Here is an 11,608-nt window from a genome sequence, read left to right on the forward strand (position 1 = left end):
GCCGGTCAGTTGCCGTCGGGGTTGGTGACGCCCGGGGCGGGTGCCGTCGCGTTGCCCGCGATGCCGTAGCGGCCCGCGCCGCCGTCGAGCTGTTCCTTCAGCGCCAGGATCGTGCTCACCCGGCCCGCCGAGGTGTCCACATTGTCCACAGTGGACAGGATCGACGTCGCCGAGGTGTCCGCGCGGACCACGCCCAGCGCCCCGGTGCCGTCGGCAGATCCGGCGTCGCCCGCCAGGACCGTGCCCGCTCCGCTGCGGTCGAGCTGCGTGGCGAACCGGGCGATCGTCGCCGCGCGGTCGCCCGCGCTCTCGCCGGTCGCCTGCGCGCCGGTCAGCACGATCGCCAGCTGGGCAGGCTTGACGTCCGGGCCCGCCTTGACGAACCCGCCGTCGGTGAGCCCGCCGAGCGCGGCCGCCAGCTCCTCGCCCGAGGACTGCGGCTTCGCCGTCGTCTTGTCCAGCAGCAGCACCGAACCGAGCAGCGCGCCGGCGAGCGTGCCGGAGTCGCCCGCGGTCGGGAACTTCGCCCCGGCAGGCTGCAGCCGCGTGACGACGTCGCGCAGCTGGTCGGCCTTGTCCGGGTCGGCGAACGCCGCGGTCAGCTGGACCTCGCCGGTCACCGCGGCACCGGCCTGGCCGACCAGCTTCTTCAGCGCGTCGCGGTCGGCCGGGCGCGCGTCCTCGGTGGTCACCAGCACCACCGACCGCTTGTCCAGCGCGCCCGCGACGACCTTCGGGCCCATCGAGCCGGCGAACGCGTCCGCGTCGGCCAGCCGCGCGTTGAGCGCGTTGCGCTGCGCTTCGAGGTCCGCGACCTGGCTGCCCAGGTCCTTCTTCTCCCCGGCCAGCCCGGACAGCAGCGTGCCGTTCAGGGCGGTCGAGCCGAGCACGACGCCGACGGCCAGCGCGAGGAAGCAGGCGGCGATGGAAACGACGTGGTAGCGCAGCGAAATCACGTGAAGAGCCCCTTGACCCAGCCGGCGAACGAATTCCAGGTGTGCCGGAGCCAGTCCACGTAGACCGAGCCCACATCGGACACCAGCAGTGCCGCGGCGACCACCACCACCGCGGCGAGCACGAGCAGGACGACCGCGCCGATCGACACGCGGCTGCGGTGCAGCGTCGCCACCGCCTTGCCGTCGACGAGCTTCGTGCCGAGCTTCAGCCGCGTGAGGAACGTCGACGGGTTCGAGCCGGACCGGCCGTGGTCGAGGAACTCCCGCAGCGTGGCCTGGAAGCCGACGGTGACGACCAGGCTCGCGCCGTGCGCGTCGGCCAGCAGCAGCGCGAGGTCCTCGGCGTTGCCGGATGCGGGGAACGTCACCGCGCCGATCCCCAGGTCCTGGATCCGCTCGACGCCGGGCGCGTGCCCGTCCGGCTGGGCGGGCACCACGACCTCGCCGCCGCCGCGCAGGGTCGCGGTGCCGATGCCGGTCGGGTCGCCGACGACGACGTCCGGCCGGTACCCCTGCACGCGCAGGGTGTCGGCGCCCGCGTCGACGCCGATCAGCACCGGCCGATGCTCGGCGATGTACTTCTTGAGCTTCTTGAGGTCTTCGAGGTGCCCGTTGCCGCCCGCCACGACCAGCACGTGCCGGTCGCGGATCGGGACCTTCAGCTCCGGCACGCCGACGCCGTCGAGGATCAGCGTGCGCTCGCGGCGCAGGAACTCGATGGTGTTCGCCGAGAACGCCTCCAGCTGCGTCGACATCCCGGCCTTGGCCTCGATCATCTGGTCGGCGACGCTCTCGGCGGTCTGCTCGATGCCGGAGGCGACCTGCCGCTCGCCGACGTACACGACACCGTCGTGCAGCCGCAGCTTCGTGCCGTCCTTGATCGTGCGCAGCAGCTCGCCGCCGACCGAGTCGACGAGCGGGATGCCGGCCGCGACGAGGATCTCCGGTCCCATGTTCGGGAACCGGCCGGAGATCGACGGCGACGCGTTGACCACGCCCGCGACCTCGGCCTCCACCAGGGCGTCGGCCGTCGCGCGGTCGAGGTCCAGCTGGTCGAGCACGACGATGTCGCCGGGACTGATCCGGCGCAGCAGCTCCCGGGTGCGGCGGTCGACCCGGGCGACCCCGGTGATCCCCGGGAGGGGTTCTTGATTCCGCGTGAGCAGACCCGTGAGCTTCATGTGGCCGATGGTGACAAATTTGCTCGTGGGACGACGTACGCCACGCCGTAGCCGTCGTGACCCGTTGTGGTGAGCCCCGTCGCTCTCCCCCGCGCGGGTCAGGCGTCGGACTCCTCCGAAAGAGACCCGAACCCCAGGTTCAGCCACGGGCTCGCCGGATCCCGAAGGAGCAGGTGGTGGACCCGCACGGCCGCCGCGTACCAGTCGCCGAACTCGTCTTCGCCGTCGTGCAGCAGCCGTCCCATGACGTACCCCGCCGACAGGTCGGCCCATGACTGGTGGTAACGGCGGGCGAGGGAACCGGCTTCGAGCACCATCAGCTCGGCGGTCAGCGCGTCGCAGTACCCCGCCGCCAGCCCGCTGCGGGCGATGGTGACCGCGCGGCCGACGTCCCAGGACAGCGCCGTCGTGACGAACCCGTCGGCGTCGAGCAGGCCGTCGGCGCGGAACCGCTGTTCGTAGCGCGACACCCGGCGCACGACCTGCCGCAGCTCGTCCGCCTGGTCCGCGGCATCGTTGTCCGCACACCAGCGGTCCGCCAGCCCCGCCCACGTCACCGGGTCGAACTCGCCGCCCGGCAGCCCGTATTCGGCGGCGAACCGCAGGCGCAGCATCAGCGCCAGGTTGCCGGGCGTCAGCGCGTAGCCGTCACCGATCAGCCCGGCCATGGTCGCGCGCCAGCCCGGCGGGTCCGGCACGCCCCACCAGTCCCGCAGCCCGCGGACCTCGGCGACGTAGTCGTGGTAGCGGCCGTCGAGGACGTTCCACGGCGCCGCGTTGAGCACCGCCAGGTGGGCACCGCAGGCCAGCGCGTGCGCGATCGGGCCGTCCAGGTGCCCGTACGACGCGGTGATCAGCCGTTCGACCTGCTCTTCCAGCGGCGTGACGTCGTCGAGGTGCGCGTCGAGCCAGGGCTGCAGGGTCGCCCCCGGCAGCCGCCACTCACCGCGCGTGCCGCGGTTGAACACGACCCGCTCGTGCCGCCCGACGCCGTCGACCGCCCAGTCCAGCGCGCCGCTCATGACCACGATGTCCGGGCCGAGGTCGGGCAGCGCGCCGCGGGTGAAGACCTGCAGGAACTCGTCGCCGCCGGTCTCGTGGTAGACGTTCGGGAACGTCTCCGCCCGCTCGTCGAGGATGCTGCGGGCGTCCACCCGCCGGATCGGCACGAACAGCTCCTCGCCGGCGAGGAGGCCGAGGTAGCGGTCGAGGTCGCTGTCCCGCCGGGCGGCGGCGAGCTGGGCTTCGACGTCGGCGGGCGGCGGCAGGATCACGGGGCGGCTCCCTCCGCTCGGCCGGTCAGCACGACGAGCTTGCCCGCCGTCCGGTTGTGCTCCAGGTCGTCGTGCGCCTGCCGGATCTCCGTCATCGGGTACACCTTGGCCGGGCCGAGGCTCGCTTCGCCGGAGGCGATGCGATCGAGGTACCGCTGGAGGACGGAGGCGGGCAGGTCGTCCGCCTCACCACCATAAGCGGTCAGCCGCACCCCGGCGGGAAGGTAACCGATCGGATAGAAATCTTTGACGATCCACTGGTTGGACAGCATGCCGGTGAAGCAGACGGTGCCGTGCACGCGCGTGGCCTTCAGCGTGTCCGGCAGGGTCGGCGTCCCGACGAGTTCGAGCGCCGCGTCGACACCGCCGGGGACGATCTCGCGGACCTGCCCGGCGATGTCGCCGTCGTCGAGAAGCGGGTGGTCCACGCCGTGCGCGCGCAACGTCTCGAGCCGGTCCGGCTGCCGCGTGGTGGCGAGGACGGTGGCGCCGAGGTCGCGTGCCAGAGTGGCGGTGGCGAAGCCGAGGGCGGACGTGCCGCCGCGGATCAGCAGCGTCTGGCCCTTCCGCAGGTCGAGGCCGGTGGTGAGCGAGCCGTACGCGGTCTGCAGCGTCTCCGGGACCTGGCCGAGCACCGCCCACGGCAGGTCGCTGCGGAACGGGATCACCTGCGTCCGCGGGACGAGCGTGTATTCGGCGTAGCCGCCGTCGAACGTGCGGCCCATCCCGCCCATCATCGTCGCGACCTGCTGCCCGGGCGGCAGGAGCCCGTCGGGGTCTTCGTCGACGACGCCGACGGCCTCGATGCCGGGCACGCGCGGGAACGTGACGCCTTCGGCCAGGCCGAGCCGGGTGTGCAGCTCCGACCGGTTGAGCCCGAACGCCCGGACCGCGATCCGCACCCAGCCGGGTTTCGTCGCGGGCAGCGGGAGCTCGGTCAGTTCGAGGTTCTCGACGGGACCGGGCCCGGAGAGCACGACCGCACGCATCGGGGTCCTTCCTTCGCAGACGGCTTGTCCCGCGAAGACTATTTCCCGGCGGCTACTTCTTCTTGGCCCGCTTCCGTTTCGGCTGGAACTCCGCCTTGTCCTTCTCCGCCGTCGCCAGCAGCTCCTCGGCGTGCGCGCGGCCCGTCTCGTTGTCCAGGCCGGCGAGCATCCTGGCCAGCTCGCTGACCCGCTCGGCCTGGTCGAGGGTCTTCACGCCGCTGCGCGTCACGCCGCCGCTGTGGCCCTTGTCCACCACCAGGTGCTGGTCGGCGAACGCCGCCACCTGCGGCAGGTGGGTGACCACGAGGACCTGGTGCGTGCGCGCGAGCCGGGCCAGCCGCCGCCCGATCTCGACCGCCGCGCGGCCGCCGACCCCGGCGTCGACCTCGTCGAACACCAGCGTCTGCACGGTGTCCGCGTGCGCGAGGACCACCTCGATCGCCAGCATCACCCGCGACAGCTCACCGCCGGAGGCGGCCTTGTGGACCGGCAGCGGCGGCGCGCCGTCGTGCGCACGCAGCAGCAGCTCGACGTCGTCCACGCCGTCCGGGCCCGCGTGCACCGCGCGGCCGTCGATGGTCAGCGCGTGGGTGTCGCCGTGCTCGGCCGGGCGCTGCTCGACCGTCACCTCGATCGCGGCCTGGCCCATCGCCAGCCCGGACAGCTCGCGGGTGATCTCCGCGGCCAGCTCGGCCGCCGCCTTCTCCCGCGCGGCCGAGACCTCGGCGGCGTGCGCGGCCAGCTGCACCGCGAGCTGGTCGCGCCGCAGCGCCAGCTCGGCGAGCGCCTCCTCGGAGGTGTCCATCGATTCCAGGCGGCGGCGCGCGTCGTCGGCCCAGGCGAGCACACCGTCGACGTCCGCGGCGTACTTGCGGGTCAGCCGCTTGAGGTCGGCCTGGCGGGCCAGCACCTTCTCCAGCAGCGCCGGGTCGGCGTCCAGCGTCTCGACGTAACTGCCCAGCTCGGCGCCGACGTCGGCGAGCAGCACCGACGCCTCCTCCAGCCGCGGTGCCAGCTCCCGCAGCACGGCGTCCTCCGACGTCGAAAGCCGCCGCAGTGCTTCGGAGACGAGCCCGGCCGCGCCGGGGGCGTCCGGATCGCCGTCCGGGGAGCCGGAGACGGCGATGTGCGCCTCGGTCGCGGCCGCCCGCAGCTCGTCGACCGCCGCGAGCCGCTTGATCTGCTCGGTAAGCTCGACGTCCTCGCCCGGTTCCGGGGCGACGGCGTCGATCTCGGTGAGCCCGTGCTTGAGCAGGTCGGCCTGCTGCGCCATCTCGCGCGAGCGGGTCGAGCGCTCGGTCAGCTCCGCGATCACCGCGAGCCATTCGGCCCGGATCTCCCGGTAGGCCTGCAGGGGCTTCGCGACGGAGTCGCCGGCGAACCGGTCGATGACCGCGCGCTGCTCGGCCGGGCGCAGCAGCCGCAGCTGGTCGTTCTGCCCGTGCACCGCGATCAGCTGCTCGGACAGCTCCGCGAGCACGCCGACGGGCACGGACCGCCCGCCGAGGTGGGCGCGGGAGCGCCCGTCGACGGCGACCGCGCGCAGCGCGATCACGCTGCCATCCTCGTCCACGTCGGCACCGGCTTCGGTGACGATCCGCTCGGCGCCTTCGACGCCGGCGTAGGTGAACCGCCCTTCGACGAATGCCTTGAGCATTCCCGTCCGGACCTTGGACACCTCGGCGCGGCCCCCGGACAGCAGGTGCAGCCCGGTGACGACCATGGTCTTCCCGGCACCGGTCTCACCGGTCACGACGGTGAAGCCCGCGTGCAGTTCCAGCAGGGCGTCCTCGATGACTCCGAGGCCCTGGATGCGCATCTCGGCCAGCACGCCGCCTACGGTAGCGGCCACCACCGACACTCTGCGCGCGCGGGCACCCGGCGCGTCGCCAATGTGTTCGAATAAATCGCCGAGCGGTGCTCAGTCGCAGGGGCGTGCGTGCCGCTCCCGCCAGCTCTTCACCGGCAGCGAGAACTTCTGCACCAGCCGGTCGGTGAACGGGCCGTCCCACAGGCGCACCAGCCGCACCGGGATCTTGCCGCAGGTCACCCGCACCCGAGCACCCGGTTCCAGATCGATGGGCCGGGTTCCGTCGCAGGTCAGGACCGCGGGCGAGCCGTCGGGGTCGATCCCGACCGTGATCACCGAGTCGCGCGAGACGACCAGCGGCCGCGAGAACATCGCGTGCGCATTGCTCGGGACCACCAGCAGCGCCTGGACGTCCGGCCAGATGATCGGGCCGCCCGCCGAGAACGCGTACGCCGTCGAACCGGTCGGTGTGGCGCAGAGCACACCGTCGCAGCCGAACGCCGAGACGGGACGGCCGTCGACCTCGATCAGCGCGTCGAGCACCCGCTCGCGGCTGCTCTTCTCCACGCTGGCCTCGTTGAGTGCCCAGGTGCGGGCGACCTCTTCGCCGTCGTGAGTGACCGTGACGTCGATGGTCATCCGCTCTTCGACCTGGTAGTCGCCGTCGACGACGCGCTGCACGGTGTCGGCCAGCGCGTCGGAGTCGGCCTCGGCGAGGAAGCCGACGCGCCCGAGGTTGACGCCCAGCACCGGCACCCCGGCCGGGCGGGCCAGCTCGGCCGCGCGCAGCAGCGTGCCGTCGCCGCCGAGGACGAAGACCAGCTCGACGCCGTCGGCGGGGTTGCCCGCCGGGTCCACGACGGTGCAGGTCGCGCCGACGCCGTGCAGGTCCGGGTCGATGAGCCGGCAGACGTCGTCCTCGATCACCCGGATGCGGATGCCGGCCTTGGCGAAGCGCGCCGAGACCTCGCGCGCGGCTTCGCCGGTCGCGTCGCGGTCGGGGTGCACCATGAGGAGCACTTCACGTTCGGTGGTCATGCGGGCCCTTCCTCGACGGCGGCGTGGACGAGCCGCTCGGCCTCAGACCTGTCTACCCCGTCCACAGTGGACTCGGCCACGTGTTCTTTGCGGAGCCACACGAAGTACTCGACGTTCCCGGACGGTCCCGGCAGCGGGCTGGCGGTCACCCCGCGCAGCGCGAGGCCGAGTTTCGCGGCCTCGTCGATGACCATGAGCACGGATTCCGCGCGCAGCTGCGGGTCGCGGACCACGCCGCCGCTGCCCAGCCGGTCCTTGCCGACCTCGAACTGCGGTTTCACCATCGGCACCAGGTCGGCGCCGTCGCGCGCGCACGCGGCGAGCGCGGGCAGCACGAGCTTGAGCGAGATGAACGACAGGTCGCCGACGACGAGGTCGACCTGCCCGCCGAGGTCCTCGGGAGTCAGGTTGCGGACGTTGGTGCGGTCCATGACGACCACCCGGTCGTCGGTGCGGATCCGCCAGTCCAGCAGGCCGCGGCCGACGTCGGCGGCGATCACGGTCGCGGCGCCGTGCCGGAGCAGGACGTCGGTGAACCCGCCGGTGGACGCGCCGGCGTCGAGGCAGCGCTTGCCTTCGACGCTCAGGTCCGTGAACGCCTCGAGGGCGCCGAGGAGCTTGTGCGCGCCCCGGGAGGCCCAGCCGGGGTCGTCCTCGTCCTTGACGACGATGGGGGCATCGGATTCCACGCCGGTGGCGGGCTTGGTCGCGACCATGCCGCGCACGGTGACCTTGCCGCCGGTGATCAGGGCCGACGCCTGTTCGCGCGACCGGGCGAGGCCGCGCCGAACCAGTTCCGCGTCGAGGCGGGCCCGCTTGGGCACGCCGGTCAGACCTTGTCGATGCTGGACAGGGCGACGGTCAGCTCGGTGTGCACGGCGTCGAAGCGCTCGACGTGCTCGGCGAGCGGCAGCGCGTCCAGATCGTCCAGTCCGGCGACGGCTTCGTCGATGCCGGCACGCGGGTCGGTCTGCTGCGAGAACGCGCCGGGCGGCGGGCCCGGAACGGGATAGGGATGGTCCTGCACGTCACTCACGGTATCAGTCAGGAGAGGCCCAGCCGTGCCTCGGCGTCCCCGTCGATCGCCGTGATGCCGGTTTCCCACGCCGAGTGGCACAGCGCGCGGAGCAGGTCCAGATCGTCACCGTCGCCGGACGCGACCAGGACGTCGTCCCGCACCTGCACCGACCAGCCCGGCCGCGGCCCGATCCGCAGGTCATCGGCGGGCTCGGTGAGCGCGGTGAGGTCACGGGCGAGGTAGGTGCCGCGCTCGGCCGGGATGGCCTCGATCAGCTGCTTCGGCGTCGCGACACCGGAAAGCACGACCAGCGAGTCGATGCCCGCGGAGACGGCGCCGGCGATGTCGGTGTCCAGCCGGTCCCCGACGACCAGCGGCCGGTCGGCACCCGCGGACCGGGCGGCGGTCTCGAACAGCAGCGGTTCGGGCTTCCCGGCGACGAGCGGCACGACGTCGGTGGCGGTCCGCAGCGCGGCGACCATCGAGCCGTTCCCGGGCAGCAGGCCGCGTTCGCTGGGCAGCGTCGCGTCGACGTTGCAGGCAACCCACAGCGCGCCGGCCCGGATGGCCAGGCATGCCTCGGCGAGCGCGGCCCAGGTGTTGTCGGGCGAGTGCCCCTGCACGACGGCCCGGACGCGGTCCCCGTGCCGCCGCACGGGTTCCAGGCCGGCGCGGGCGACCTCGTCGGCGAGCGACGAGGTCCCGACGACGAGGACCTCGTCGCCGGGCTCGAGCCGTTCCTGCAGCAGCACGGCCCCGGCCTGGGCGCTGGTGTGCACCTCGGCGGGCTCGGACGGCATGCCGAGCCCGGTGAGGTGCGCAACGACCTCGTCAGGTGCCTTGGAGGCGTTGTTGGTGACGAACCGGACGGAGGTGCCGTGCTCCCGCGCGGCCCGCACCGTCTCCGGGGCACCCGGGATGACCCGGGTGCCGTGGTAGACGGTGCCGTCGAGGTCGAAGAGGACCGCGTCGTAGGCCGCGAGGAGGGCGTCACTCATCGGCGCCGGTCTCGCCTTCGTTCGACAGGTCGGCGGCCCGCTCGGCGGCGTCGGTCTCGTCTTCGGCGTCGGCCTCAGCGGCGTTGAGGAACCACTGGACGGCTTCTTCCTTGCGGCCGGCAGCCGCGAGGTTGTCGGCGTAGGCGTAGAAGAGGCGGGCGCTCCAGGGGTCGCGCTTCTCGGGCTTGAGGTCGTCGCCCTGGAGGGAGACGACGGCGGCATCGAGCTGCCCGAGGTCCCGCCGCGCCCCGGCCGCGACGATCGCGAGTTCGATCTGGGTGGCCTTGGTCAGCTTGGCGGTGTCGACCTCCTTGGCGAGGTCGAGCGCCCGTTCGGGACGGCCCAGCGCCCGCTCGGCGTCGGCGATGATGGCGATGTGGTCGTCGCTGCGCGTCATCCGCCGCACGGCCCGCAGTTCGGAGAGGGCCTCCGACCAGTTGCCAGCGTGGTAGGCGACGAGCCCGAGAGCTTCGCGCACGATCGGCACGCGCGAGGCCTTGGCCTTGGCGTACTTGGCATGTTCGAGGGCGGCCTCGGGATCGCTGTCGATCAGCCCCCCGGCGGCGACGAGGTGCTTCCCGACGGTTTCGGCCAGGCCCTTCGGAAGCGTCCGCAGCTCGCGGCGGGCGTCCTCGTCGAGGTCGGAGAACTCGATGTCCTCGGGGAGTTCGGGAGCTTCGAGAAGTTCCTTGGCGAGGGCCTCGTCGTCGAGCGGAGCCCCGCCCCCGAACTTCGGCTGAGGCGCCCGACGGTCCTCGCGCCGATCGCGGCTGCGGTCTTCGTCGCGACGCTGGAAACCACCCGAACGGGTGCTGCGCTCGTCATCGCGCTTCCCGGAGCCGCCACGGTCTTCCCAGCGAGGCTTCCGGTCACCGTAGGACGACTTGCCCTGCGGACGCCCACCCCCGGGACGGCCGCCGCGGTCGTCGAAGCTGCGGCCGGGCTTGTCGGACCGGCCGCCGGAACGATCGCCGCCGCGGTCCTCGTAGCGGCCGCCGGAACGACTGTCGTCACGCTTGTCGAAGCGGCTGCCAGAGCGATCGCCGCCACGGTCCTCGTACCGCCCGCCGGAACGATTGCCACCGCGGTCCTCGTACCGCCCGCCGGAACGATTGCCGCCACGATCCTCGTACCGGCCGCCAGAGCGGTTGTCGCTGCGGTTGTCGTAACGCCCGCCGGAACGGTCGCCACCACGGTCTTCGTAACGGCTGCCAGAGCGATCGCTGCCACGGTCCTCGTACCGCCCACTGGGGCGGCTGCTGCCACGGTCTTCGTAGCGGCCGCCGGAACGATTGCCACCACGGTCCTCGTAACGGCTACCCGGGCGGTTGTCGCTGCGGTCGTCGTAGCGGCCGCCGGAACGATTGTCGCTGCGGTTGTCGAAGCGCCCACCGGAACGGTTGTCGCCGCGGTCCTCATACCGCCCGCCGGAACGATTGCCGCCACGATCCTCGTACCGGCCGCCGGAACGATTGTCGCTGCGGTCGTCGAAGCGGCCGCCGGAGCGGTTGTCGCTGCGGTCGTCGTAGCGGCCGCCGGAACGGTTGTCGCTGCGGTTGTCGAAGCGCCCGCCGGAACGGTTGCCGCCGCGGTCGTCGTAGCGGCCGGCTGTGCGGTTGCCGCCACGGTCGTCCGGGCGTCCGGCGGAGGGGCGGCCTGTGTAGCCGCCGCCGCGGCGGTCGTCGCGGTCGGGGAAGTTGCGGCCCTGGCCTGCCGAACCTCCGCGCTGGTCGCGGTCGCGGGGACCGTCGCCGCCGCGGTACGGCTTGCCGCCGCCGCGGACTCCGCGGTCGTCACGGCGCGGCCGGCCCTGGTAGCCGCCGTCGCGGCCGCCGCGGTCCTGCCGCGCGCCGCGCCTGTCTCCCCGGGGTGCGTCCGACCGGCCCCGGGAGTCATCGTCCCGGCGTGCCGACCGGCCGGACCCATCATCCGCTGAGTCTCGTCGACCGAACTCGGACACCTGGCCTCCTGCCGTGAAAATCATGATCTGGACATACGCGTACGGCCCGCTAGGGCAGCCAACTGGCTATCCTAACGGGCCGTACGGAAGGTAAGTTCGGCGGTGTCCTACTCTCCCACAACCCTTCGGTTGCAGTACCATCGGCGCTGTCAGGCTTAGCTTCCGGGTTCGGAATGGGACCGGGCGTTTCCCTGACGCTATAACCACCGAAACACTACGAAACAACACACACCCTAGTGTGGTGTTTCAGAGCTGTAGAGTGGATGCGTAACATCTTCGTAGGCAAGTCCTCGGCCTATTAGTACCAGTCAACTCGACAACACATTACTGTGCTTCCATTTCTGGCCTATCAACCCAATGGTCTGTTGGGGGCCTTAACCCACA

The 11,608-nt window shown here is 72.4% G+C and carries 10 protein-coding genes and 2 rRNA genes; all 12 read right to left on the minus strand.

Annotated features, from left to right (window positions below; genetic code table 11):
• Nucleotides 1-5: 5 nt before the first annotated feature.
• A complete protein-coding gene (locus tag ABJI51_RS38705) occupies nt 6-956 on the minus strand; it encodes a copper transporter (RefSeq protein WP_348956127.1) in 951 nt (316 codons plus the stop codon).
• The gene (gene steA, locus ABJI51_RS38710) at nt 953-2,137 is read right to left on the minus strand and encodes a putative cytokinetic ring protein SteA (protein WP_348956128.1); all 1,185 of its coding nucleotides are present in this window, start codon (nt 2,135-2,137) and stop codon (nt 953-955) included. Before steA ends, ABJI51_RS38705 begins: the two co-directional genes overlap by 4 nt.
• A gap of 98 nt (nt 2,138-2,235) precedes the next feature.
• Nucleotides 2,236-3,411, minus strand: a complete 1,176-nt coding sequence (locus ABJI51_RS38715) for a DUF1266 domain-containing protein (RefSeq protein ID WP_348956129.1) — start codon at nt 3,409-3,411, stop codon at nt 2,236-2,238.
• Nucleotides 3,408-4,400 carry a zinc-binding alcohol dehydrogenase family protein gene (locus ABJI51_RS38720; protein WP_348956130.1) on the minus strand — a complete coding sequence of 331 codons (993 nt, stop codon included), beginning with the start codon at nt 4,398-4,400 and terminating at the stop codon, nt 3,408-3,410. Before ABJI51_RS38720 ends, ABJI51_RS38715 begins: the two co-directional genes overlap by 4 nt.
• Before the next feature lie 52 nt (nt 4,401-4,452).
• Entirely contained in the window at nt 4,453-6,231 is a 1,779-nt protein-coding gene (gene recN / locus ABJI51_RS38725; protein ID WP_348956140.1) for a DNA repair protein RecN, read from the minus strand.
• A gap of 90 nt (nt 6,232-6,321) precedes the next feature.
• The gene (locus ABJI51_RS38730) at nt 6,322-7,248 is read right to left on the minus strand and encodes an NAD kinase (protein WP_348956131.1); all 927 of its coding nucleotides are present in this window, start codon (nt 7,246-7,248) and stop codon (nt 6,322-6,324) included.
• Nucleotides 7,245-8,072 carry a TlyA family RNA methyltransferase gene (locus tag ABJI51_RS38735; RefSeq protein ID WP_348956132.1) on the minus strand — a complete coding sequence of 276 codons (828 nt, stop codon included), beginning with the start codon at nt 8,070-8,072 and terminating at the stop codon, nt 7,245-7,247. Before ABJI51_RS38735 ends, ABJI51_RS38730 begins: the two co-directional genes overlap by 4 nt.
• Nucleotides 8,073-8,077: 5 nt before the next feature.
• Nucleotides 8,078-8,275, minus strand: a complete 198-nt coding sequence (locus ABJI51_RS38740) for a hypothetical protein (RefSeq protein WP_348956141.1) — start codon at nt 8,273-8,275, stop codon at nt 8,078-8,080.
• A 17-nt stretch (nt 8,276-8,292) separates the two neighbouring features.
• On the minus strand, nt 8,293-9,264 hold the full coding sequence (locus ABJI51_RS38745) for an HAD-IIA family hydrolase (protein WP_348956133.1): 972 nt from the start codon (nt 9,262-9,264) through the stop codon (nt 8,293-8,295).
• Nucleotides 9,257-11,224 (minus strand): hypothetical protein, encoded by a 1,968-nt coding sequence (locus ABJI51_RS38750; RefSeq protein WP_348956134.1) that lies wholly within the window; start codon nt 11,222-11,224, stop codon nt 9,257-9,259. Before ABJI51_RS38750 ends, ABJI51_RS38745 begins: the two co-directional genes overlap by 8 nt.
• Before the next feature lie 94 nt (nt 11,225-11,318).
• Nucleotides 11,319-11,435 (minus strand): 5S ribosomal RNA (gene rrf / locus ABJI51_RS38755).
• A 67-nt stretch (nt 11,436-11,502) separates the two neighbouring features.
• Nucleotides 11,503-11,608: ribosomal RNA gene (locus ABJI51_RS38760) — 23S ribosomal RNA — on the minus strand; the annotation flags it as partial.

It is taken from the genome of Amycolatopsis melonis, assembly GCF_040064235.1.
In the GTDB taxonomy this organism is placed as follows: domain Bacteria; phylum Actinomycetota; class Actinomycetes; order Mycobacteriales; family Pseudonocardiaceae; genus Amycolatopsis; species Amycolatopsis melonis.

Bases quoted from the DNA above. Each gene is read 5' to 3' on its own strand.
- steA (WP_348956128.1), bottom strand. From the start codon at position 2,137: ATGAAGCTCACGGGTCTGCTCACGCGGAATCAAGAACCCCTCCCGGGG.
- ABJI51_RS38720 (WP_348956130.1), bottom strand. From the start codon at position 4,400: ATGCGTGCGGTCGTGCTCTCCGGGCCCGGTCCCGTCGAGAACCTCGAA.
- ABJI51_RS38730 (WP_348956131.1), bottom strand. From the start codon at position 7,248: ATGACCACCGAACGTGAAGTGCTCCTCATGGTGCACCCCGACCGCGAC.
- ABJI51_RS38745 (WP_348956133.1), bottom strand. From the start codon at position 9,264: ATGAGTGACGCCCTCCTCGCGGCCTACGACGCGGTCCTCTTCGACCTC.